The following is a 21,734-nucleotide window of genomic DNA, read 5'->3' as shown; positions in this document are numbered from 1 at the left end:
CGTCCCTCCCGGCCCGGTAAGCTGGACCGGACTTTCCGCAAGACGCAAGGAGCACCGTGTCCGGGCATTCCAAGTGGGCAACGACCAAGCACAAGAAGGCCGTCATCGACCAGCGACGTGCCAAGTCGTTCGCGAAGCTCATCAAGAACATCGAGGTCGCCGCCAAGATGGGCGGCGCCGACATGTCGGGCAACCCGACGCTCGTCGACGCCGTGCAGAAGGCCAAGAAGACCTCGGTCCCCAACGACAACATCGACCGCGCCATCAAGCGCGGCGCCGGCCTGACCGGTGAGTCGATCGAGTACACGACGATCATGTACGAGGGCTACGGCCCGAACGGCGTCGCCATGCTCATCGAGTGCCTCACGGACAACAAGAACCGTGCCGCTGCCGAGGTCCGCACCGCGATGTCGCGGAACGGCGGCACCATGGCCGACCCGGGCAGCGTCGCCTACAACTTCTCGCGCAAGGGCGTCATCTCGGTCACGAAGACCGACGGCCTCGACGAGGACACGGTCATGACGGCCGTGCTGGACGCCGGCGTCGAGGACGTCATCGACCAGGGTGGCGGCTTCGAGGTCATCACCGAGGCGAGCGACCTCGTCGCGGCCCGCACCGCGCTGCAGGACGCCGGGATCGACTACGACTCGGCCGACGCCGAGTTCGTGCCGGGCCTCAAGGTGCCCGTCGACGCCGACACCGCCCGCAAGGTGTTCCGCCTCATCGACGCGCTCGAGGACAGCGACGACGTCCAGAACGTCTACTCGAACTTCGACATCCCCGCGGACGTCCAGGCCGAGCTCGACGAGGACGAGGACTAGCCCGATGCTGCGCGTGCTCGGGGTCGACCCCGGGCTCACGCGGTGCGGCGTCGGCATCGTCGAGGTCGCATCCAACCGACGCGCCCGGCTCGTCCACGTGACGGTCGTGCGTACTCCGGCGGACATGGCACTCGAGCAACGGCTACTCCGGATCGCCGACGGCATCGCCGCCGAGATCGACGAGCACCGCCCGGACGCCGTCGCGGTGGAGCGGGTGTTCGCGCAGGCCAACGTCCGCACCGTGATGGGCACCGCGCAGGCCGCCGGGCTCGCCCTGCACGCCGCGGCGGCGCGGGGCCTGCCCGTCGGGCTGCACACCCCGTCCGAGGTCAAGGCCGCGGTCACCGGGTACGGCAACGCGGACAAGCGCCAGGTGCAGACGATGATCGCCCGCGTGCTCGGCCTCGACGAGGCCCCGAAACCGGCGGACGCCGCGGACGCGCTCGCGTTGGCCGTGTGCCACGCCTGGAGGCTCGGGTCGCCCGACGCGGTCGGCACGCGTGCCACGAACCTCACCCCGGCGCAGCGTGCCTGGCGGGACGCGCAGGGCGGGACCACCGACTCGCCGCTCGCCCGGGCCGCCGCCGCGGCCGCCAGCCGCTCGCAGCGTGGCTCGTCGGCATCGTCGGCGGCCGGCCGTAGGCTCGGAGCATGATCGCGAGTCTCCGGGGCACCTGCATCGACATCGCCGGCTCCGGCGTGGTGATCGAGGTCGGGGGAGTGGGCTACGCGGTCACGGTCACCCCGGCGCACGCGCTCACGATGCGGCACGGGTCCGAGGTCTTCGTCCGCACCGCCATGATCGTGCGCGAGGACGAGCACCAGCTGTTCGGCTTCGCCTCCACCGACGCGCTCCAGGTGTTCGACCTGCTCCGCAGCGTGTCCGGTGTCGGGCCGAAGTCGGCAATGGGTGTCCTCGCCCACATGGAGCCCGCCCAGGTCGCGAACGCCGTCGCGAACGACGACGACGGCGCCTTCCGCAAGGTGTCCGGCATCGGCCCGAAGACCGCGAAGCTCATCATCGTCGCGCTCTCCGGCAAGCTCGCCGCGTTCGAACAGGCCCCTGTCGTGGCCTCCAGCGGCGGCGCCGCGCACCCGGCCGCGACCGACGTCGTCGCCGCCCTCGTCGGCCTCGGCTGGCGCGAGGACGCGGCGCAGCGTGCGGTCGACGACACCATCGCGTCCGAGCCGGGAGTCGCCTCGATGGGCACGCAGGCCCTGCTCCGCGCCGCGCTCGGTGCCCTCCGTCCCGCCGGTGCCGGCCGGTGAGCGGGATCACGTCCGCCGGCGCCGAGTCGCAGGAGGAGCTCGCGTTCGAGGGCGCCCTGCGGCCGAAGTCCCTCGACGAGTTCGTCGGGCAGCGGAAGGTCCGGGGGCAGCTCGACCTGCTCCTCAAGGCGGCCGCGATGCAGGACCGCACCCCGGACCACATCCTGATGGCCGGCCCGCCCGGGCTCGGCAAGACGACCCTCGCGATGATCGTCGCGCACGAGTCCGGCCGCCCCCTGCGGATGTCGAGCGGACCGGCGATCCAGCACGCGGGCGACCTCGCCGCGGTGCTGTCGTCGCTCGTCCCCGGCGAGGTCCTGTTCATCGACGAGATCCACAGGATGGCGCGCTCCGCAGAGGAGATGCTCTACCTCGCGATGGAGGACTTCCGCATCGACGTGATGGTGGGCAAGGGTGCCGGAGCGACGAGCATCCCGCTCGACCTGGCGCCGTTCACCCTCGTCGGTGCCACCACCCGAGCCGGCCTCCTGCCGAACCCGCTGCGCGACCGCTTCGGGTTCACCGCGCACCTCGAGTTCTACGAGAAGGACGAGCTCGAACAGGTCCTGATCCGCGCGGCCCACCTGCTCGAGCTCGACATCGACCGGTCCGCCCTGCGCGAGATCGCCGGACGCTCGCGGGGCACCCCGCGCATCGCGAACCGGCTGCTCCGCCGTGTCCGCGACTACGCCCTGGTGCACCGCACGACCGACGGCATGACCGCCGTGCAGGGAGCCCTCGACCTCTACGACGTCGACGAGCTCGGTCTCGACCGGCTCGACCGCGCCGTCGTCGAGACCATGCTGACGCGCTTCGACGGTGGACCCGTCGGCCTCAACACCCTCGCGGTGTCCGTGGGCGAGGAATCCGAGACGATCGAGTCGGTGGTCGAACCGTTCCTCGTGCGCGTCGGGCTCGTCACCCGCAGCCCCCGCGGCCGGATCGCCACGCCGCACGCCTGGCGCCACTTCGACATGACCCCGGGGCAGAACGGTCTCGCGCAACCCGGGCTGTTCGACGACGACGCCGACTGACGCCCCCGCCCGCAGTCCCGGTGACATGCCACGCACAGACGTGTGCCCTAGACTGCTACGGCCCGAAACCGAGCAACCAGAGAAGGCAACGCATCATGGGTCAAGAAGTCATCCTCATCGTCATCGTCGTGGCGTTCGCGGCCTTCATGTTCTACAACAGCCGGAAGCGCAAGAAGCAGCAGTCCGAGCTCGCCACCAAGATGGTGCCCGGAGCGAAGGTCATGCTGTCCTTCGGCCTGTACGGCACGCTCCTGTCGGTCGACGACGAGAAGGTCACGGCCGACGTCGAGATCGCTCCGGGAACGGTCGTCACCGTGCACCGCCAGACCCTGTCGCGTGTCGTGGACGACACCGCGTCGGACATCACCACCACGGCCACGCCCGAGGACGAGCCCGCTGCGCCGAAGCCCGTCGCCGAGCTGAACGGGGAGCCGATCTACGGCGAGCGTGTCGACTCCACGGACGCCGACGCCGACGCTGCGAAGCGCAAGACCGAAGACTGACTCCCTCGGCCGCCGGGTCCACCGACCCGGCGGCGACACCTGCCGCCGGTCTCCCGCCGTCGGTCCTGACAGAAAGACGAGACGACCGGTGGCACGATCGACACCCGTCAAGAAGGCGATCCGCTCGCTGACCTGGTTGGTGATCCTCATGGCGGTCCTCGCGGGGTTGAACACCGCCGCGTCGGTCCTCGCCGGGAACACCAAGGACGACACCGGCAAGTGGTTCGAAGGGGCCAGCTGGGTCCCGGAGCTCGCGCTCGACCTCCAGGGTGGGACGCAGCTGACGCTCGCGGCCCAGAACACCGAGGGCGGCTCGGTGACGAGCCAGCAGCTCAACCAGGCCGTCAACATCATCCGTCAGCGCATCAACGCGACCGGTGTCTCGGAGTCCCAGATCAACACCCAGGGGACGAACAACATCGTCGTCTCCATCCCGGGCAAGCCGGACAAGGCGACGATCGACCGCATCGAAGCGGCCGCGAAGCTCACGTTCCGCCCGGTCCTCTACACCGAGGCCGCGACGAACACCGCGGTCGGCGGCAGCGACGGCTCCACTGCCTCGCCGACGCCGTACTCGCCGCCCGCGTCGCTGCAGTCCACGCCGAGCACGAAGCCGACGAACGGCAGCGACCTCTCGCAGGTCACCCCGGCCCTGCAGGCGCTGTACACGAACTACAACTGCAACGCGCCCGACGACGTCACGGCAGCGCCGGACGACGAGCCCCTCGTCACCTGCGACCAGGACGGCGCCGCGAAGTACATCCTCGGCCCCGTCGAGGTGTCCGGCTCGGGCATCAGCAACGCCACGTCGGGCCTCGCGACCGACTCGCAGGGCACCTCGACCGGCCAGTGGGCCGTCAACCTGACGTTCAAGGGCAAGAGCTCGGACGACTTCCGCGAGGTCACGAGCCGGCTCGTGAAGCTGCAGGCGCCGCAGAACCAGTTCGCGATCGTGCTCGACGGCTCCGTCATCACGGCGCCGGCGTCGAACGCCGCGATCACGAACGGCAAGGCGCAGATCACCGGGTCGTTCACGGCGGAGTCCGCGAAGACCCTCGCGGACCAGTTGAAGTACGGCGCGCTGCCGATCAACTTCCAGGTGCAGTCGAACGAGAACATCTCCGCGACGCTCGGCACCGCCCAGCTCGTCGGCGGCCTCGTCGCGGGCCTGATCGGCCTGATCCTGGTCATCATCTACTCGGTCATCCAGTACCGGGCCCTGGCGTTCGTCACGGTCCTGTCGCTCGGTGTGGCCGCGGCGCTGACCTACCTCGTGATCGCGATCATGTCGTGGCGCGTCGACTACCGCCTGTCGTTGGCGGGTGTGGCGGGTCTGATCGTCGCGATCGGCATCACTGCGGACTCGTTCATCGTGTACTTCGAACGCATCCGTGACGAGCTCCGGGACGGCCGTGGCCTCGAGAGCGCGGTCGAGGCCGGCTGGAAGCGCGCACTCCGCACCATCCTGGCGTCCGACTCGATCAACTTCCTCGCGGCCGTGGTGCTCTACATCCTCGCCGTCAGCGACGTGAAGGGCTTCGCGTTCACGCTGCTGCTCACCACCCTCATCGACGTCGTCGTGGTCGTGATGTTCACGCACCCGATGATGCAGCTCATCTCCCGCAGCCGGTTCTTCGGCGAGGGCCACCGGTTCAGCGGCCTCGACCCATCGGCCCTGGGTGCGGTCTACCGCGGTCGCGCGCAGTTCCGCGCTCCCGTGGTCGACGGCAAGCGGCAGCGCAGCGCGGGCGAGGCACAGCGTCGACAGACGATCGCAGAGCGGAAGGCCGCGCAGGCCTCCGGCGAGAACGGCCAGGCGCCGGACGGGAAGGACGACTGATGGCCAGCTTCAGCCAGTTCGGCAGCGACCTCTACACGGGGAAGCGCTCGTACGACATCGTCGGCCGGCGCAAGACCTGGTACATCATCGCGGTCGTCGCGATCGTGGTGTCGCTCGCGGTGCCGTGGCTCCGCGGTGGGTACCAGCTCGGCATCGAGTTCACCGGCGGGTCCGAGTTCACGCTCTCCGACGTGAAGAACCTCGACCAGAACCTCGCCACCGACACCGTCGAGTCGATCGTCCCCGACGGCGTCCCGCGAGTCTCCCAGCTCGGCACGCACGGCATCCGCGTGCAGACCGGTCAGCTGACCGACCGTGAGACCTCCGAGGTCCAGGACGCCCTCGCCAAGGCGTACGACGTGCCGGACAGCCAGGTCGCCGCGACCTTCATCGGTGCGACCTGGGGCGCCGACGTCCTCAACCAGGCGATCCGCGGCCTCGTGATCTTCCTCGCCCTCGCGGCGGTGTTCATGGCGCTGTACTTCCGCACGTGGAAGATGTCGGTCTCCGCGATGGTGGCGCTCCTCCACGACCTCCTCATCACGGCGGGCGTGTACGGCATCGTCGGGCTCGAGGTCACGCCCGCTGCGGTGATCGGCTTCCTGACGATCCTCGGCTACTCGCTGTACGACACCGTCGTGGTCTTCGACAAGGTGCGCGAGAACACGTCGCAGGAGTCGCACCGCACCTTCGTGCAGTCGGTCAACCTCGCGGTGAACCAGACGCTCGTGCGCTCGATCAACACGTCCGTGGTGGCGCTCCTGCCCGTGGCGGCGATCCTCTTCATCGGGTCGTACGTCCTCGGCGCCGGCACGCTCCGCGACATCTCGCTCGCCCTGTTCATCGGCATCATCGTCGGGACGTACTCGACGATCTTCATCGCGTCGCCGATGTACGCGCACCTGCGTGAGAACGAGCCGAAGATCAAGCAGGCCGACGCCAAGAAGCAGGCCGCTGCCGCCAAGCGCCAGCGCGAGGTCGACGCGACGGCGGGCGTCTGATGCCGGCGGAGATCGTCGACGTCGACGTCGCAGAGGCCCGTCGCCGGATCGAGGCCGGGGCGCGCCTGTTCGACGTGCGCGAGCAGGGCGAGTGGGACGCGGTCCACGCCGAAGCGGCGACCCTGGTGCCGATGTCCGAGCTCGTCGCCCGCTGGAAGGAGATCGACGGCGGAGACCAGCCGGCGATCATCGTCTGCCACTCCGGCGGACGCTCCGCCCGGGTCGTCGCCGCGCTCGAGCAGTCCGGTGTCCCCGCGGTGAACCTCGTCGGCGGCATGGTCGCGTGGGAGCAGTCGGGCGCCCCCGTGGTGCGCGACGCCCAGGGCGAACCGCGTCACGAGCACTGACCGGACACGCGTAGTCTTGTCGGATCGAGCTCGGACGGGCACCCCGGGAGGCGCAGCATGACGGACACACGTGAGTCCACGCCCCAGGACGCCCCTGCGCCGCGAGCCGGCCAGGACACCGGGTCCGCCAGCCGGCCCGGTTCGCCGCAGCGTCCGACGAGTCCCCTCGGTCCGAACACGACCGGCAACCTCGGCTCGCTCCGTTCGCTGCTGCCCCGGCTGTTCTCCCGCGCTCAGCCCGCGGGGGCCGTCGACACCCTGATCCGCACCGTCCGGTCGCACCACCCCAAGGCCGACGTCACGCTCATCGAGCGGGCCTACTCGGTGGCGGAGCGCGCGCACGACGGGCAGAAGCGCAAGTCCGGCGAGCCCTACATCACGCACCCCGTCGCGGTCGCGCAGATCCTCGCCGACCTGGGGATCGGGCCGATCACGATCGCCGCCGCGCTCCTGCACGACACCGTCGAGGACACCGACTACCAGCTCGACCAGCTACGCGAGGACTTCGGCGACGAGATCGCGATGCTCGTCGACGGCGTCACGAAGCTCGACAAGGTCAAGTACGGCGACAGCGCCCAGGCCGAGACCGTCCGAAAGATGGTCATCGCGATGTCGAAGGACATCCGGGTCCTGGTGATCAAGCTCGCCGACCGCCTGCACAACGCGCGCACCTGGGGCTTCGTCGAGTCCACCTCCGCCACACGCAAGGCGAAGGAGACCCTCGAGATCTACGCGCCGCTCGCGCACCGGCTCGGCATCCAGATGATCAAGCTGGAGCTCGAGGACCTGTCGTTCGCGGTGCTCCACCCGAAGCTCTACGTCGAGATCGACAGCCTCGTCAAGGAACGCCAGCCGAAGCGCGAGCAGTTCGTCCAGAACGTGATCGGCACGCTCAAGAAGGACCTCAAGGCCGCCAAGGTGCGCGGCGAGGTGATGGGTCGTCCGAAGCAGTACTACTCGATCTACCAGAAGATGATCGTGCGCGGGCGCGAGTTCGACGAGATCTACGACCTGGTCGGCATCCGTGTCCTCGTGCCGACCGTGCGCGACTGCTACGCCATGCTCGGCTCGGTGCACGCGCGGTGGACGCCGCTCCCGGGTCGCTTCAAGGACTACATCGCGACGCCGAAGTTCAACCTGTACCAGTCGCTGCACACCACCGTCCTCGGACCCCAGGGCCGCGCGGTCGAGATCCAGATCCGCACGCACGAGATGCACCAGCGCGCCGAGTTCGGTGTCGCCGCGCACTGGAAGTACAAGCAGCGCGCCGCCGGCCGTGACGTCGACTCGTCCTCGGCGACCGACCAGGACATGGCGTGGCTCGCGCACATCACCGACTGGCAGGCCGAGACCAGCGACCCGGGGGAGTTCCTCGACTCGCTGCGCTACGAGATCGGCGCGAAGGAGACCTACGTCTTCACGCCGCAGGGCAAGGTCATCGGGCTGCCGTCCGGCGCGACCCCGGTGGACTTCGCGTACGCCGTGCACACCGAGATCGGGCACCGCACGATGGGCGCCAAGGTCAACGGCCGCCTCGTCCCGCTCGAGAGCGCGCTGTCGAGCGGCGACGTCGTCGAGATCTTCACGTCGAAGAACCCCGACTCTGGTCCGAGCCAGGACTGGCTGACCTTCGTCCGGAGCCCCCGTGCCCGGAACAAGATCAAGCAGTGGTTCACCAAGGAGCGCCGCGAAGAGGCGATCGAGCAGGGCCGCGACGCGATCGCACGGGCCATGCGCAAGCAGAACCTGCCGCTGCAGCGCATCATGAGCCAGGACTCGATCTCCGAGGTCGCGTCCTCGATGCGCTACGACGACATCTCCGCGCTGTACGCGGCCGTCGGCGAGGGGCACGTCTCCACGCAGTCGGTGATCGAGAAGGTCCTCGGCAACGTCCAGACCGAGACCGAGACGGAAGAGCCGGAGCTCAGCTTCCCGCGCCAGGTCACGAGCCGGCAGCTGCGCAACAGCGACAGCGGCGTGCTGGTGCGCGGGGCGCCCGACATCCTCGTCAAGCTCGCGAAGTGCTGCACCCCCGTCCCCGGCGACCAGATCGTCGGGTTCATCACCCGCGGTCAGGGCGTCTCGGTGCACCAGGCCTCGTGCACGAACGTGAAGTCGCTCATGAACGAGCCCGACCGCATGATCGAGGTCGAGTGGGCGCCGTCGTCGAAGTCGGTGTTCCTCGTCCAGATCCAGATCGAGGCGCTCGATCGGTCGGGTCTGCTCAGCGACGTGACCCGTGTCCTCACCGACCACCACGTGAACATCCTGTCCGCGACGGTCTCGACGTCCTCGGACCGGCTGGCGCTCAGTCGCTTCGTGTTCGAGATGGGCGACACGACGCACCTCGACCGCGTGCTGAACGCCGTGCGCCGGATCGACGCGGTCTACGACGTGTACCGGGTCAGCGCGGGCTGACCGGGTCGCTGCAGCCGCCGAGCCGCTGCACCGCCGCCAGTCGCCGCTCCGCCTGACGGACCATCGGGATCGTCCCGAGCGCCGCGAGGTGTCCGGTTACCTCGTCGACCGAGACGGCCTCGATCGCGAGGAGACCGGCCACGGCTCGGGCGTCCGCCGGATCGAAGCCGCCCGGACGGTCCCCGGGGCTGCGCAGCAGGTCGACGACGGTGCGGAGCGGTGTGGTCACGCGGAGTCCACCGAGGACGACCGTGTCCTCGTCGGCGATCACGACCTCGCGGACGTGGACGGCGCCGTCGGAGTGCACGCGGACGCGGAGCGGCACACAGCCCTCGACCGGCGTCGGCGCGCGGGAGACGGCGCCCCAGATCCAGGCGGCCGTCCGGGTGCCGGCGATGAACCGTGCGTCGCCGAGCGACCACGCGGCCGCAGCCGCCCGGAGCGACGGCGTCTGCGGCTCGGTGGGGGAGGCCCAGCAGGCGCCGACCGCCACGAGCTCACCGGCGAGGACGGCCGCCCGCAACTCGGCCTCCGGCCAGTCGTCGGTCGTCAGCAGTCGGGTTCGGGGCACCCGGACATCCTGCCCGACGCGCGCTGCGCACCGGCGCCGCCTGTGGAGAGGCTGCCGGACCCGTCGACGACGCGACCGTCTGTCGGACGGGAGGCGCGGGTCGGCCCCGCGCCGCGCCTCCCGTCCGTCAGCACCGACGTCGCGAGCACCGCAGTCGCCATCCGGCGACGTCGGGTCAGCGCAGGACGTCCGCGCGGTGCACCAGCGCCGCGGCGCCGATGAGCGGGCCGTCCTGCGAGAGCCCGGTCGGGACGATGCGCACCTTGGTCACGAAGCCGAACTCGACGCGCTCCGCCACCGCCTCGCGCGCGTACTCGAACAGGTCGGGGGTGACGTGCGAGAACCCGCCGCCGATGGCCACGACCTCGAGGTCGACGAGGCTCGTGGCGGCCGCGATGGCCTGCCCGAGCGCACGGCCGCTGCGCTTGACCGCCGCCACCGCGATCTCGTCGCCGGCCGCGTACGCAGCCGAGAGCTCCTCGCCGGTGTTGCCCGCGAAGCCCTGCCGCTGCGCCCAGGCGACGGTCTTCGGCCCGCTGGCGATCGCCTCGAGGCACCCGGTGCCACCGCAGGCGCAGTGGTCGTCGAAGCCGCCGCACTCGACGTGGCCGATGTGCCCGGCGTTGCCCGTCGGGCCCGACACCGTCCGGCCGTGCAGGATCAGGCCACCGCCGACCCCGGTCGAGACGATCATGCCCATGACGTGGTCGGAGCCCTGCGCAGCGCCGACCCAGTGCTCGGCGAGGGTGATCGCGAGGCCGTCCATCCGGAGCGTCACGGGCGTGCCGGCGGGGACGTGCGCCGCGACGCGGTCCCGCAGCGGGTACCCGCGCCAGACCGGCATGTTGAGGGGCGAGACGAGGCCGTGCTCCTCGTCGACCGGACCGGCCGAGCCGATGCCGACCCCGACGAGCGCGGCGTCGGTCGGCAGCGCGGCGAGGGCCGCCGTCACGACCTCGTCGACCGCGGCCTGCAGTTCGTCGGACGTCCGGCCCGGGCCGGTCGGGCTGCGGAACCGGGTGGCCGGCAGGACGACGCCGGCGTCGGTGACGAGGGCCGCCTCGACCTTGGTGCCGCCGAGGTCGACGGCGAGTGCGAGGGCGGTGGGCTGGGTGGTGGACATGCGCGCTCCGATGCGGCGGTCGGGAGGCGCGGTGCCGGTACCGGACGCGTCGTCGCGTCCGGCGGGCGCCGGCCCCGGTGGGGTCGGGTGGTGCTCTGGCGGTCCGGGGCTCGCGCCCCGGCAGGTCAGTAGGACGTGGTGTCGTCGCCGACGGAGGACGCGGTGCCGGTCTCGGCACGGTGCGCGACCTCGTCGAGGATGCGGGCCGAGGCACTCGTGCCGATGCGGTCCGCGCCGGCCTCGACCATCTCGACGAGGGTGTCGAGCCCGCGGACGCCGCCGGAGGCCTTCACCCCGGTGTCCGGGCCGACGGTGGCGCGCATGAGCGCGATGTGCTCCGCGGTGGCGCCGCCGCCGGCGAACCCGGTGGAGGTCTTCACGAACGCGGCACCGGCCGACTGCGCGGCGCGCGATGCCGCGACGATCTCGTCATCGGTGAGGAACGCGGTCTCGAGGATGACCTTGACGACCGTGCTGCCCGCGGCGTCGACCACGGCGCGGACGTCGGCCTCGACCCGCTCCCAGTCGCCGGACTTCGCGGCGCCGATGTTCTGCACCATGTCCAGCTCGAAGGCGCCGTCGGCGAGGGCCTGCAGCGACTCGGCGACCTTGGCACCCGTCGACGTGGTGCCGTGCGGGAAGCCGATGACCGTCCCGACCCCGACGCCGGTGCCCGTCAGGCGCTCGACGGCGTGCGCGACGTCGCTCGGGCGGACGCACACGCTGAAGACGCGGTACTCGGCGGCCTCGTCCAGCTGGGCGTCGACGTCCGAGCGTGTCAGCTCGGGCTTGAGGATCGCGTGGTCGATGAGACCACGGACGGCATCGGCGGTGACGGAGAACGCTGCTTTGTCCACCCGGCAAGCCTACCCGGAGCCGAGCCGCGTACCGTGCCCCGCATGCGCGTCCTCGTCACCGGGGCCACCGGCTACATCGGCGGTCGCCTCGTCCCACGTCTCCTCGAAGCCGGTCACACCGTCCGGGTCTTCGTCCGCACCCCCCGCAAGCTGCAGGACGTCCCCTGGCACGACGACGTCGAGATCACCTCCGGTGACCTGCAGGACGCCGACGCCGTCCGCACCGCGGTGCAGGACATCGAGGCCGTCTACTACCTCGCACACGCGATGGGTGCCGACGGCGACTTCGAACGCGCGGAGCGCGACGCCGTCGAGACCATGGCGCACGAGGCGAAGGCGGCGGGGGTCCGACGGTTCGTCTACCTCGGTGGGCTGCACCCGGACGGCGAGCTCTCGAAGCACCTCCGGAGCCGCAAGGAGGTCGGCGACGTCCTGCTCGGCTCGGGCGTCCCGACGATCGCCTACCAGGCCGGTGTGGTGATCGGGTCCGGCAGCACCTCGTTCGAGATGATCCGGCACGTCACCGACGTCCTGCCGTGGATGCCGACGCCCCGCTGGGTCCGCAACTTCATCCAGCCGATCGCCGTCCGCGACGTGCTCTACTACCTCGTCAAGGCACTCGACATCCCCGCCGACGTGAACCGCACCTTCGACATCGGCGGGCCGGACGTCCTCCGGTACGGGCAGATGCTCAACGGCTACGCGGTCGAGGCGAAGCTCCCGCAGCGGGCGATCTCGGTCCTGCCGGTGCTGACGCCCGGACTCGCCGCGCACTGGTTCAACCTGGTCACCCCCGTCCCGCGCAAGCTCGCGACGCCGATCATCGAGTCGCTCCAGTTCGAGTGCGTCCAGCGCGAGCACGACATCGACGAGGTGGTCCCGCGACCGGAGGGCGGCCTCACCGGGTACCGCCGGGCCGTCCGGCTCGCGCTCACCCGCATGCGCACCGGCGAGGTCGAGACGAGCTGGCGGAACGCGACGCTCGCCGCCACGCCGGCCGACCCCCTGCCGAGCGACCCGGACTGGGCCGGGCACACCGTGTACGTCGACGACCGCAAGCGGCACTCCGCGGCGTCGGCCGAAGACGTCTGGCGCGTCGTCGAGTCGATCGGCGGCGACAACGGGTGGTACTCGTTCCCGCTCGCCTGGGTCGCCCGTGGGTGGATGGACAAGCTCGCCGGGGGAGTCGGACTCAACCGTGGCCGGCGGGACCAGAAGCGCCTCGAGCAGGGCGACGCGCTCGACTGGTGGCGGGTCGAGCGCCTCGAGCGCGGCCGGTACCTGCGGCTGCGCGCCGAGTTCAAGTCACCCGGGCGCGCGTGGCTCGAGATGACCGTGACCCCGGCGGACGACGGCGGCAGCGACTACCGGCAGCGGGCGATCTACTTCCCGCAGGGACTCGCCGGTCGCCTGTACTGGTACTCGATCCTGCCCTTCCACGGCGTGATCTTCCCCGGCATGGTCGAGCGCATCACGGCGGCCGCCGAGCGGGAGTCCGAGCACACCGAGTCGACGGGGCGGAACTGGACCCAGCAGAATGGGACCCCGGAACCCGTACACGAGGAGGCAGCATGACCGAGGAACGCACGAGCGTCCTGTTCCTGGGCGACAGCATCACCGAGCAGGGGTCGTGGGACGCCTGGCTGCCCGACGAGCGGACCGTCAACCAGGGCATCGGCGGTGACACGACCGACGGGGTCCTGCAGCGGCTCGACGCCGTCGTGGCCGAGCAGCCGGAGGTGATCGTCCTGCTCATCGGCACGAACGACTTCGGGAACCACCGCAAGAGCGTCGAGCACGTCGTGCGCGGCGTCGAGTCGGTGCTCGTGACGCTGCGCCGCGAGCTGCCCGGCGTCCGCCTGCTGCTCGTGTCGATCCTGCCGCGTCAGGCCGAGTACACCGCCAAGATCGAGGAGGCCAACCGCCACCTCCGCCAGTTCGTCGCGACCTGCCACGCCCAGTACCTCGACGCCTGGCCGGCCCTCGCCGACGGCGACCACCTCGACGACCGCTTCACCGACGACGGGCTGCACCTCACCGAGGACGGCTACCGCGCGTACGTCGCCGAACTCCTCCCGGCCCTCGAACGGGTCCGCGACCTCCCGCCGATGTCCCGGTCCATCCAGGCGATCGACCTCGACGGGGCCACCGCCTGATGGCAGCGCGGAAGGGTCGGCCACCGGCGGGTTCGTCCCTGCAGGGTGTCCCGACCGGCACGCCGGCTCGGTCGACCAGCACCACTGCCGGCAAGTCCGGGCGCGAGCTGCCGGGGTTCACCCGGCCCGCGCTGGCGCCGTCGCTCATCGCGGCGATGCTCCTGCTCGCCTGCCTCGCCGTGATCGACTCGTCCGCCTTCGTGTTCGCCCGGTGGGGTGTCTCGGTCCTCGCGCTCATCGTCCTGGTGTTCGCCGTCCGGGGTCGCACCTGGTGGGCGGCGGTGCTCATGGCGGCCGTCGCCGTCTGCTGGAACCCGATCGCGGTCGTCCCGATCCCCGGCGAGGTGTGGGCGGCCCTGCAGCTCGTCGCGGCCGCTCTGTTCGTCGTCGTCGGCATCGTCGTCACGGTGCCGCGCGAGACGGAGCCGACCCGCGCCTCCCGACCCTGACGCGCCGCCGCACACGCCCGGCCCGGACCGTGCGTCCCCGAGCGGACTGCAGTCCGCGCGGACGGTAGGATGAGGGGCCGGGCACCGAAGGCCCGCGCACTGATGCGAAGGGCATGGATGAGCAACGAGACCGAGCCGGTGACCGAGAGTCCTCTGCTGAACCCTCGACCGTCCTCCGGCGGTCTCGAACGTCCCGACGTCGTCGTGCGGAAGGGCCGTCTGACGCTCGTCAACGGACACCTCACACCCCAGCAGTCGATGATCGAGGACCTCCTGTTCCTCGACGACGCCCTCACCGCGGGCGACGTCGACCACCTGCTCATCCGCGGCAACGACCAGCGCCCGGTGATCGCGCTCGACGAACGCGACCGGCAGCGGGCGGAGAGCGCCGTGATGGCCGCCGCCGCCAACGAGCCGTTCTACGCGAAGCCGCCGGGCAAGCCCGCCGTGCTCGTCATCGACGACGGACTCGGCTCGGTCGACGAGCCCGTCCTGCGCGTGTTCCGGCCGCGCCTCGAGCCGCTCGGACGCCTGCGCTACGGCGCCGAGACGAGCGTGCAGCTCGAGTTCTGGCGGGTCACCGACACCGAGGTCCTCGCGCCCGTCGAGAACGCCCTCATGCGACGCAGCCTGCCGGTCGACGAGTTCGTGCTCGTCGACATCGAGCGGTACGGCCGCACCTGGCGCACCGTCGAGCACATGTTCGACGACCACGTCTCCGACATCCGGTTCCCGATCGACATCGTGTTCTCGTGGGTCGACGGCAACGCCATCGAGTACCAGCGGGCGCGCCAGGCGGCGCAGTCCGGGGCCGTCCTCGGCGAGGGCGACGACGCCCCCGCACGCTTCCGGCAGATCGACGAGCTGAAGTACGCGCTCCGCTCGGTGCACACCTTCGCGCCGTGGATCCGACAGATCTACATCGCCACCGACTCCCCGGCGCCCGCGTGGCTCGCCGACCACCCGAAGGTGCGGATCGTCCGTTCCGAGGAGTTCTTCGCCGACCCGTCGGTCCTGCCGACGCACAACTCGCAGGCCGTCGAGTCGCAGCTGCACCACATCCCGGGCATCAGCGAGCACTTCATCTACTCGAACGACGACATGTTCTTCGGCCGCCTGGTGGACCCGTCGGTGTTCTTCAGCCCGGGTTCCGTGACGAAGTTCATCCTCGCGACGACCCGGATCGGGCTCGGCTCGAACAACCCCGCACGCAGCGGGTTCGAGAACTCCGCCCGCGTCAACCGCCGGCTCCTGCAGCAGCGGTTCGGGGCGGTCACCACCCGGCACCTCGAGCACGCGCCGACCCCGCTGCGCTCGTCGATCATGACCGAGATGGAGCACGAGTTCGCCGACGAGTTCGCGGCCACCGCGGCGTCACGGTTCCGTGCGGCCGACAACATCTCGGTGACGAACTCGCTCTACCACTACTACTCGCTGCTCACCGGGCGGGCGATCGTGCAGGAGACCGCCGAGGTGCGGTACATCGACACGACGATGCAGTCCGGGCTGCGGGCACTCGGCGACCTGCTCAAGAAGCGGAACGCGGACTTCTTCTGCCTGAACGACGGCAGCTTCCCGGAGGTCAGCGACGAGGAGCGGACCGAGCGCGTGACGGACTTCCTCGAGAAGTACTTCCCGTTCCCGGCGCCGTGGGAGCGCGACGCCGGCTGACGGTCGGCTCGGCGACCGGTCCGCTGTCGTCCGACGACGGGTGTGTCGTCCGTTGCGCGCACGGAGTGACGGGCGCACGGAGTGATGCGTGTGCAGGTTCCGACACGACGCTCGTCGAGCGACGACCGCGATGTCGAATCATGCACACGCAACCACCCGCGGGCCGCGCTCGCACGATCGAGCCGACCCGCGCCTCCTGGCCCCGAACGGGGCGCGTCGGGCGCCCCGCCCTCAGCGGTGGACGGGGGAGACCGGTACCGAGTCGAGCGTGAACACCGGGATGCTCGACGTCACCGGCGCCGGCTCGGCCGCCGCCGGGATCGTGACGCCGGCCGCTGCGAGCCGCGCCTCGGTCTCCACCGCTGACACCGGCTCGCCGACCGTCGAGTAGTGCCCGATCGGCACGACCGAGTGCACCACGTTGTGGCCGTAGACGTGGACGAGGTTGAACGACTGGGCACCGTCCTGCCCGCGGGTCCCACCCTGGTACTCGGTGAGGTCCTGCGTGTAGCACGTGGCACTCGCCACCGACACCGGGATGCCCGCGAAGACCGCACTCGTCGAGTAGTGCAGGTGACCGGCGATGATCGCGATGACGTCGCTGCCCTCGACGACCTCGGCGAGGGCGTCCTGGTCACGGAGCTCGACGAGCACCGCGAGGTCCTGGACGCTCGGCACCGGCGGGTGGTGCATCGCCAGGATCGTGCCGTGTGGCGCCTGCTCGGACAGCACCTCGGCCAACCAGTCGAGCTGTTCGGGGGAGACCTCGCCGTGGTGAGCGCCGGGCACGCTCGTGTCGAGGGTGATCACGCGCAGCCCGTTCACGTCGTACACGAAGTCGACCGGGCGGTCGGTCGGCTGGAGCCCGAACAGCTCCTGCCGGAACGCACCGCGCTCGTCGTGGTTGCCCATCGCCCAGATCACGGTCGCACCGATGCGCTCGGCGGCCGGCTCCACGATGTCGCGGATTCGGGCGTACGCGCCCGGTTCGCCCTTGTCGGCCACGTCGCCGGTGACGACGATGGCCTCGGGTCGGGTACCCGACGCCTCGATGTCGGCGATGATCGCCGCGAGGCGGGCTGCCGAGTCGACGTCACCGTAGAGTTCGCGGTCACCCGCCACGAGGTGGGTGTCGCTGAGGTGGAGCAGGAAGTGGTTCGGCCTGGGGTGTTCGGCCGTCCGGCTGTCCATCGGGGTCTCATTCCGTTGGTCGGGTGCGTGGTGCAACACAGTGCCACACCGTCCTGGACGAGTCCAGCACGAGTCGGTGAACCCAACGTGAACGCGGCCCGGCGTGTTCCCGCACGCACGACGAAACCCCCGCCACGACGTGACGGGGGTTCCGGGATCCGATCGCTCGGATCAGCTGACTGCCTAGTGCTTGGCCTCGACCGCGGGGGCGGCGTGACCGGCCTCGAGGTCCGGGCCGTGGTGCGCGGCGTGCGCAGCCTCGAGCTCGGCCTTCGACACCGGGGTGATCCGGTCCTCGAAGAAGAAGCGCGACAGGCCGGCGCGCGCCTTCTGCAGCCCGGAGATCTTGCCTCGGGCGTTCGGACGGATCATCAGCGGCTTGTACTCGTTGAACTGCAGGAGCTTCCACCGCTCGTACTCGTCGAGCTGCTCGTGCACCTCGATGTACTCCCCGTGGGGGAGTCGCACGATGCGTCCGGACTCGTAGCCGTGCAGGACGATCTCGCGGTCCTTCTTCTGCAGGGCGAGGCACACGCGCTTCGTGATCCAGAAGGCGACGAACGGGCCGAGGACCGTCGTGGCCTGGATCACGTGGATGACGTGGTCGATCGACACGTAGAAGTGGGTCGCGATGATGTCCGACGACGCGGCGGCCCAGAGGCTCGCGTAGAGCGTGATGCCGGCGGCACCGAACGCCGTACGGGTCGGGGCGTTGCGCGGACGGTCGAGGATGTGGTGCTCACGCTTGTCGCCCGTGACCCACGCCTCGATGAAGGGGTAGATGAAGATGGCGAGGATGAGCAGCACCAGGACCGCGATCGGCACGAGGATGTTGAACGACACCGTGTAGCCGAACCACACGACCTCCCAGTGCGGCGGCACCAGACGGAGCGCGCCGTCGGCGAAGCCGATGTACCAGTCGGGCTGGGTACCGGCGGACACCGGGGACGGGTCGTACGGGCCGTAGTTCCAGATCGGGTTGATCGTGAACATTGACGCGATGAGGGCGAGGATGCCCGCGACGATGAAGAAGAACCCACCGGCCTTCGCGGCGAACGCGGGGAGGATCGGCACACCGACGACGTTCTCGTTCGTCTTGCCGGGCCCGGCGAACTGCGTGTGCTTGTTGATGACGACCAGCACGAGGTGGACACCGAGCACGGCCACGAGGATCGCGGGCAGCAGCAGGATGTGCAGCGTATAGAGACGGCCGACGATGTCGGTGCCCGGGAACTCCCCGCCGAAGAGCAGGTAGGCGATCCAGACGCCGATGACCGGCACACCCTCGATCATGCCGACGATGATGCGCAGACCGTTGCCGGAGAGCAGGTCGTCGGGGAGCGAGTAGCCCGTGAAGCCCTCGGCCATGGCCAGGACCCAGAGCACGAAGCCGAACACCCAGTTGAGCTCACGCGGCTTGCGGAACGCGCCGGTGAAGAACACGCGGGCCATGTGCAGCATGATCGAGGCCACGAACAGCAGGGCCGCCCAGTGGTGGATCTGCCGGACGAAGAGCCCGCCGCGGATGTCGAACGAGATGTTGAGCGTCGACTGCAGCGCGGTCGACATCTCGATGCCCTTCAGCGGGACGTACGAGCCGTGGTAGACCACCTCGGCCATGGACGCCTGGAAGAAGAACGTGAGGAAGGTACCGGAGAGCAGGACGACGACGAAGCTGTACAGCGCCACCTCGCCCAGCATGAAGCTCCAGTGGTCGGGGAAGATCTTGCGCCCGACCTCCTTCACGAGGCCCGAGATGCTCGTGCGCTCGTCGATGTAGTTGGCGACCCCGCCGATGATGCGGGATCCGCGCTCCGGTGCCGGCTTGGTGGTCGACGACGCGGGTGCGTTGGTGGTCGTGCTGCTCATCAGCGTTCACGCTCCCAGAAGGACGGTCCGACGGGCTCGTGGAAGTCGCTCTGCGCAACCAGGTAGCCGTCGTCGTCGATCGCGATCGGAAGTTGGGGGAGGGGGCGTGCAGCCGGTCCGAAGATGACCTCGCAGTTGTTCGAGACATCGAAGGTGGACTGGTGGCACGGGCAGAGCAGGTGGTGCGTCTGCTGTTCGTACAGGGCGACCGGGCATCCGACGTGGGTGCAGATCTTCGAGTACGCGACGATGCCGTCGTAACCCCAGTTCTCGTGGCCCTTGGAGGGGTTGAGGTCCTTGGGGTCGAGGCGCATGAGGAGGACGGAGGCCTTGGCCTTCTCCTCGAGCATGTCCTCCTTGTCGAGCATGCCGTCCGGGATGACGTGGAACACCGAACCGATGGTCACGTCGGACGCCTTGATCGGGAGACCCGTCGGGTCCTTCGTCAGGCGCGTGCCCTTCGCCCACATGGTGTGGCGGAGGAGTTCGTTGGGGTCGGCCGCCGGCGCGAGGTCGCGCACGAGGACGATGCCCGGGAGGGGGAAGGCCGCCAGGGCGCCGATCATCGAGTTGCGGATCAGCTTGCGACGGCTGAAGCCGGACTCCTTGTCGGCGAGCTGGAACGCCTCGACCGCTTTGGCACGGGTCGCGTCGGTGCCGCGCGTGCTGTGGCGGAGCTCGGTGATCTCACGGTCCACCACGAGCGACTTCGACCAGTACACCGCGCCCAGGCCGAGCGCGAGGAGGGCGAGGGCGATCGACAGACCGAGCCAGAGGTTGGCGGTCCGGACCGTGCCGAAGTTGTCGGAGTCGATCGGGAACGCGACGTAGGCCGCGATCGCGAGGACACTGCCGACGATCGACAGGTAGAAGAACGTGGCGACCTGACGCTCGGCGAGGCGCTGCTTCTTCGGGTCGACGTCGGTGCGTCGTGCGCGGTGCGGCGGCTCGCCCGGGTTCTCGAACGGGTCCGTCGGCAGGACCGCGGTCCCGGGCGACGTGGTGGTCGTGCCGTGCTTCTCGACAGCCGAGGACGAGTTCAGTGCCTCGTCGTCGTGCTCTGCCATGGTGTTCCCTTCAGTGTCGTTCGACACGGACGATCAGTTGGACTTCGCGGTCAGCCAGACGGTCATCGCGACGACCGCGCCGAGTCCGAAGATCCAGATGAACAGACCCTCTGCCACCGGGCCGAGGGAGCCGAGTGCGAACCCGCCGGGCGACTTGTTGTCCTGCACGTACTTGAGGTACGTGATGATGTCGGCCTTCTGCTCGGGGGTGAGGTTCAGGTCGTTGAACACCGGCATGTTCTGCGGGCCCGTGACCATGGCCTCGTAGATGTGCTTGCCGGACACCGACTGCAGGTTCGGCGCGTACTTGCCCTCGGTCAGCGCACCACCGGCGCCGGCCACGTTGTGGCACATGGCGCAGTTGATGCGGAAGAGCTCCGCACCTTCGGCGGCGTCGCCGTCGGAGCCGTTGGTCAGGCTCTCGGAGGGGACGGCCGGGCCGGGGCCGAGCGACGCGACGTACTCGGCGAGGGCGTCGATCTGCTCGTCCGTGAACTGCGCGGGCTTCTCTTCCGCCTGCGGTCCCTGGGCGGCCATCGGCATGCGGCCGGTGCCGACCTGGAAGTCGACCGACGCGGCACCGACACCGATGAGGGACGGACCCTCGCTGGTGCCCTGCGCGGAGAGGCCGTGGCAGGTGGCGCAGTTCGAGGCGAAGAGCTTCTGGCCCTCGTTCACCTTCGACTGGCTCGACGCCGCCACGGTGGTCGTGCTGTCGTCGGCGTTCGCCGTGGAGCTGAACAGCGCGTACGCACCGCCGGTGGTCATGAGACCGACGACGATGAGCGACACGGTCGCCATCGGTGAACGGCGGCCCTTCTTGGACTTGCTTCTGTTGAACATGCGGTGGGGGCTATCCAGTTCCTACTTGAGAAGGTAGATGACGGCGAAGAGGCCGATCCAGACGACGTCGACGAAGTGCCAGTAGTACGACACGACGATCGCGGTGGTCGCTTCCTTGTGACCGAAGTTCTTGGCGGCGAACCCGCGGCCGAGCGTCAGCAGGAAGGCGATGAGGCCGCCCGTGACGTGCAGACCGTGGAACCCGGTGGTCATGTAGAAGGCCGAACCGTACGCGCTGGAGGAGAGCGTCACGCCCTCGTGCCAGAGGTTCGCGTACTCGAAGATCTGACCGCAGACGAAGATCGCGCCCATGCAGTACGTGACGAAGAACCACTCCGTCATGCCCCAGTCCTTGGGGTTCCAGCTCGTCCGGTGCACCTGGAAGCGCTCGGCGGCGAAGACCGCGAACTGGCAGGCGAAGCTGGACAGCACCAGGATGATCGTGTTCACCGAGGCGAAGGGCACCTCGAGCTTGGCGGTCTCGGTCGCCCAGAGTTCGGGCGAGGTGCTGCGCAACGTGAAGTAGATCGCGAACAGGCCGGCGAAGAACATGACCTCGCTGCCCAGCCACACGATCGTCCCCACGGCAACGGCGTTCGGCCTGTTCAGGACCGGACCGCTGGCGGATCTGGAGAGAGGGGTGCTAGTCACAGACTCCATTATGGCCGAAACCACGGACAGTGTTTTCCTAGCCAACTGGCGGG

21 protein-coding genes are annotated in these 21,734 nt (G+C 69.8%); 13 read left to right on the top strand and 8 right to left on the bottom strand.

The annotated features are described in order from the left end of the window. Positions 1–56 precede the first annotated feature (56 nt). The 9 genes from ACNQOV_RS11380 (at position 57) to ACNQOV_RS11340 (ending at position 9,233) form a co-directional block, all read left to right on the top strand. Positions 57–821: a YebC/PmpR family DNA-binding transcriptional regulator gene (locus tag ACNQOV_RS11380; RefSeq protein ID WP_022905284.1), complete on the top strand. Its 765-nt coding sequence runs from the start codon at positions 57–59 to the stop codon at positions 819–821. A gap of 7 nt (positions 822–828) precedes the next feature. Then, on the top strand, positions 829–1,476 hold the full coding sequence (ruvC, locus tag ACNQOV_RS11375; protein WP_416394570.1) for a crossover junction endodeoxyribonuclease RuvC: 648 nt from the start codon (positions 829–831) through the stop codon (positions 1,474–1,476). Continuing rightward, complete coding sequence (gene ruvA, locus ACNQOV_RS11370) at positions 1,473–2,090, top strand: Holliday junction branch migration protein RuvA (protein WP_416394564.1); 618 nt, start codon at positions 1,473–1,475, stop codon at positions 2,088–2,090. Before ruvC ends, ruvA begins: the two co-directional genes overlap by 4 nt. Continuing rightward, positions 2,087–3,124, top strand: coding sequence for a Holliday junction branch migration DNA helicase RuvB (ruvB, locus tag ACNQOV_RS11365; protein ID WP_416394563.1), 1,038 nt, complete (start codon positions 2,087–2,089; stop codon positions 3,122–3,124). The genes ruvA and ruvB overlap by 4 nt, the downstream gene beginning before the upstream one ends. 95 nt (positions 3,125–3,219) lie before the next feature. Then, positions 3,220–3,627, top strand: coding sequence for a preprotein translocase subunit YajC (locus tag ACNQOV_RS11360; RefSeq protein ID WP_022905288.1), 408 nt, complete (start codon positions 3,220–3,222; stop codon positions 3,625–3,627). 88 nt (positions 3,628–3,715) lie between these two features. Beyond that, on the top strand, positions 3,716–5,467 hold the full coding sequence (secD, locus tag ACNQOV_RS11355; protein WP_402262904.1) for a protein translocase subunit SecD: 1,752 nt from the start codon (positions 3,716–3,718) through the stop codon (positions 5,465–5,467). After that, the gene (gene secF, locus ACNQOV_RS11350) at positions 5,467–6,468 is read left to right on the top strand and encodes a protein translocase subunit SecF (protein ID WP_416394562.1); all 1,002 of its coding nucleotides are present in this window, start codon (positions 5,467–5,469) and stop codon (positions 6,466–6,468) included. The genes secD and secF overlap by 1 nt, the downstream gene beginning before the upstream one ends. Next, a complete protein-coding gene (locus tag ACNQOV_RS11345; RefSeq protein WP_416394561.1) occupies positions 6,468–6,815 on the top strand; it encodes a rhodanese-like domain-containing protein in 348 nt (115 codons plus the stop codon). Before secF ends, ACNQOV_RS11345 begins: the two co-directional genes overlap by 1 nt. Positions 6,816–6,872: 57 nt before the next feature. Then, the gene (locus ACNQOV_RS11340) at positions 6,873–9,233 is read left to right on the top strand and encodes a RelA/SpoT family protein (protein ID WP_022905291.1); all 2,361 of its coding nucleotides are present in this window, start codon (positions 6,873–6,875) and stop codon (positions 9,231–9,233) included. Here ACNQOV_RS11340 and ACNQOV_RS11335 read toward each other — a convergent pair. The 3 genes from ACNQOV_RS11335 to deoC form a co-directional block, all read right to left on the bottom strand. Next, complete coding sequence (locus tag ACNQOV_RS11335) at positions 9,220–9,804, bottom strand: type IV toxin-antitoxin system AbiEi family antitoxin (RefSeq protein WP_416394560.1); 585 nt, start codon at positions 9,802–9,804, stop codon at positions 9,220–9,222. The two genes, ACNQOV_RS11340 and ACNQOV_RS11335, sit on opposite strands and share 14 nt — an antisense overlap. A gap of 175 nt (positions 9,805–9,979) precedes the next feature. Further along, a complete protein-coding gene (locus ACNQOV_RS11330) occupies positions 9,980–10,927 on the bottom strand; it encodes an ROK family protein (protein ID WP_416394559.1) in 948 nt (315 codons plus the stop codon). Between the two features lie 125 nt (positions 10,928–11,052). Continuing rightward, entirely contained in the window at positions 11,053–11,784 is a 732-nt protein-coding gene (gene deoC / locus ACNQOV_RS11325) for a deoxyribose-phosphate aldolase (protein WP_022905294.1), read from the bottom strand. Positions 11,785–11,826: 42 nt separating this feature from the next. On the opposite strand from deoC, the gene ACNQOV_RS11320 reads away from it, so the two are divergent. The 4 genes from ACNQOV_RS11320 (at position 11,827) to ACNQOV_RS11305 (ending at position 16,060) form a co-directional block, all read left to right on the top strand. Then, complete coding sequence (locus ACNQOV_RS11320; protein ID WP_022905295.1) at positions 11,827–13,359, top strand: SDR family oxidoreductase; 1,533 nt, start codon at positions 11,827–11,829, stop codon at positions 13,357–13,359. After that, complete coding sequence (locus ACNQOV_RS11315; RefSeq protein ID WP_031260853.1) at positions 13,356–13,940, top strand: GDSL-type esterase/lipase family protein; 585 nt, start codon at positions 13,356–13,358, stop codon at positions 13,938–13,940. Before ACNQOV_RS11320 ends, ACNQOV_RS11315 begins: the two co-directional genes overlap by 4 nt. Continuing rightward, positions 13,940–14,389: a DUF6804 family protein gene (locus ACNQOV_RS11310; RefSeq protein ID WP_416394558.1), complete on the top strand. Its 450-nt coding sequence runs from the start codon at positions 13,940–13,942 to the stop codon at positions 14,387–14,389. Before ACNQOV_RS11315 ends, ACNQOV_RS11310 begins: the two co-directional genes overlap by 1 nt. Positions 14,390–14,506: 117 nt before the next feature. After that, positions 14,507–16,060 (top strand): stealth conserved region 3 domain-containing protein, encoded by a 1,554-nt coding sequence (locus ACNQOV_RS11305; protein ID WP_416394557.1) that lies wholly within the window; start codon positions 14,507–14,509, stop codon positions 16,058–16,060. Between the two features lie 231 nt (positions 16,061–16,291). Here the strand turns inward: ACNQOV_RS11305 and ACNQOV_RS11300 are convergent, their stop codons facing one another. The 5 genes from ACNQOV_RS11300 to ACNQOV_RS11280 all read right to left on the bottom strand — a co-directional run bounded on the left by ACNQOV_RS11300 (position 16,292) and on the right by ACNQOV_RS11280 (position 21,690). Beyond that, the gene (locus ACNQOV_RS11300; RefSeq protein ID WP_416394556.1) at positions 16,292–17,251 is read right to left on the bottom strand and encodes a phosphodiesterase; all 960 of its coding nucleotides are present in this window, start codon (positions 17,249–17,251) and stop codon (positions 16,292–16,294) included. A gap of 183 nt (positions 17,252–17,434) precedes the next feature. Continuing rightward, complete coding sequence (locus ACNQOV_RS11295; RefSeq protein ID WP_416394555.1) at positions 17,435–19,120, bottom strand: cytochrome b; 1,686 nt, start codon at positions 19,118–19,120, stop codon at positions 17,435–17,437. Next, positions 19,120–20,187, bottom strand: a complete 1,068-nt coding sequence (locus ACNQOV_RS11290) for a ubiquinol-cytochrome c reductase iron-sulfur subunit (protein ID WP_022905301.1) — start codon at positions 20,185–20,187, stop codon at positions 19,120–19,122. The genes ACNQOV_RS11295 and ACNQOV_RS11290 overlap by 1 nt, the downstream gene beginning before the upstream one ends. A gap of 33 nt (positions 20,188–20,220) precedes the next feature. Then, positions 20,221–21,030 (bottom strand): cytochrome c, encoded by an 810-nt coding sequence (locus tag ACNQOV_RS11285; RefSeq protein WP_402262928.1) that lies wholly within the window; start codon positions 21,028–21,030, stop codon positions 20,221–20,223. Positions 21,031–21,051: 21 nt separating this feature from the next. Then, positions 21,052–21,690: a cytochrome c oxidase subunit 3 gene (locus ACNQOV_RS11280; protein WP_031260857.1), complete on the bottom strand. Its 639-nt coding sequence runs from the start codon at positions 21,688–21,690 to the stop codon at positions 21,052–21,054. Positions 21,691–21,734: the final 44 nt, after the last annotated feature.

The organism is Curtobacterium sp. LFS084 (assembly GCF_047977705.1).
Classification (GTDB): domain Bacteria; phylum Actinomycetota; class Actinomycetes; order Actinomycetales; family Microbacteriaceae; genus Curtobacterium.
The sequence above is the reverse complement of the archived record's forward strand: the minus strand, read 5'-3'. Positions and strand labels throughout refer to the sequence as shown.

Excerpts from the sequence above, each read along its gene's own strand:
- ruvA (WP_416394564.1), top strand. The coding sequence starts at position 1,473 with ATGATCGCGAGTCTCCGGGGCACCTGCATCGACATCGCCGGCTCCGGC.
- ACNQOV_RS11360 (WP_022905288.1), top strand. The coding sequence starts at position 3,220 with ATGGGTCAAGAAGTCATCCTCATCGTCATCGTCGTGGCGTTCGCGGCC.
- secF (WP_416394562.1), top strand. The coding sequence starts at position 5,467 with ATGGCCAGCTTCAGCCAGTTCGGCAGCGACCTCTACACGGGGAAGCGC.
- ACNQOV_RS11345 (WP_416394561.1), top strand. The coding sequence starts at position 6,468 with ATGCCGGCGGAGATCGTCGACGTCGACGTCGCAGAGGCCCGTCGCCGG.
- ACNQOV_RS11340 (WP_022905291.1), top strand. The coding sequence starts at position 6,873 with ATGACGGACACACGTGAGTCCACGCCCCAGGACGCCCCTGCGCCGCGA.
- ACNQOV_RS11330 (WP_416394559.1), bottom strand. The coding sequence starts at position 10,927 with ATGTCCACCACCCAGCCCACCGCCCTCGCACTCGCCGTCGACCTCGGC.
- ACNQOV_RS11320 (WP_022905295.1), top strand. The coding sequence starts at position 11,827 with ATGCGCGTCCTCGTCACCGGGGCCACCGGCTACATCGGCGGTCGCCTC.
- ACNQOV_RS11315 (WP_031260853.1), top strand. The coding sequence starts at position 13,356 with ATGACCGAGGAACGCACGAGCGTCCTGTTCCTGGGCGACAGCATCACC.
- ACNQOV_RS11310 (WP_416394558.1), top strand. The coding sequence starts at position 13,940 with ATGGCAGCGCGGAAGGGTCGGCCACCGGCGGGTTCGTCCCTGCAGGGT.
- ACNQOV_RS11305 (WP_416394557.1), top strand. The coding sequence starts at position 14,507 with ATGAGCAACGAGACCGAGCCGGTGACCGAGAGTCCTCTGCTGAACCCT.
- ACNQOV_RS11300 (WP_416394556.1), bottom strand. The coding sequence starts at position 17,251 with ATGGACAGCCGGACGGCCGAACACCCCAGGCCGAACCACTTCCTGCTC.
- ACNQOV_RS11295 (WP_416394555.1), bottom strand. The coding sequence starts at position 19,120 with ATGAGCAGCACGACCACCAACGCACCCGCGTCGTCGACCACCAAGCCG.
- ACNQOV_RS11290 (WP_022905301.1), bottom strand. The coding sequence starts at position 20,187 with ATGGCAGAGCACGACGACGAGGCACTGAACTCGTCCTCGGCTGTCGAG.
- ACNQOV_RS11285 (WP_402262928.1), bottom strand. The coding sequence starts at position 21,030 with ATGTTCAACAGAAGCAAGTCCAAGAAGGGCCGCCGTTCACCGATGGCG.
- ACNQOV_RS11280 (WP_031260857.1), bottom strand. The coding sequence starts at position 21,690 with ATGGAGTCTGTGACTAGCACCCCTCTCTCCAGATCCGCCAGCGGTCCG.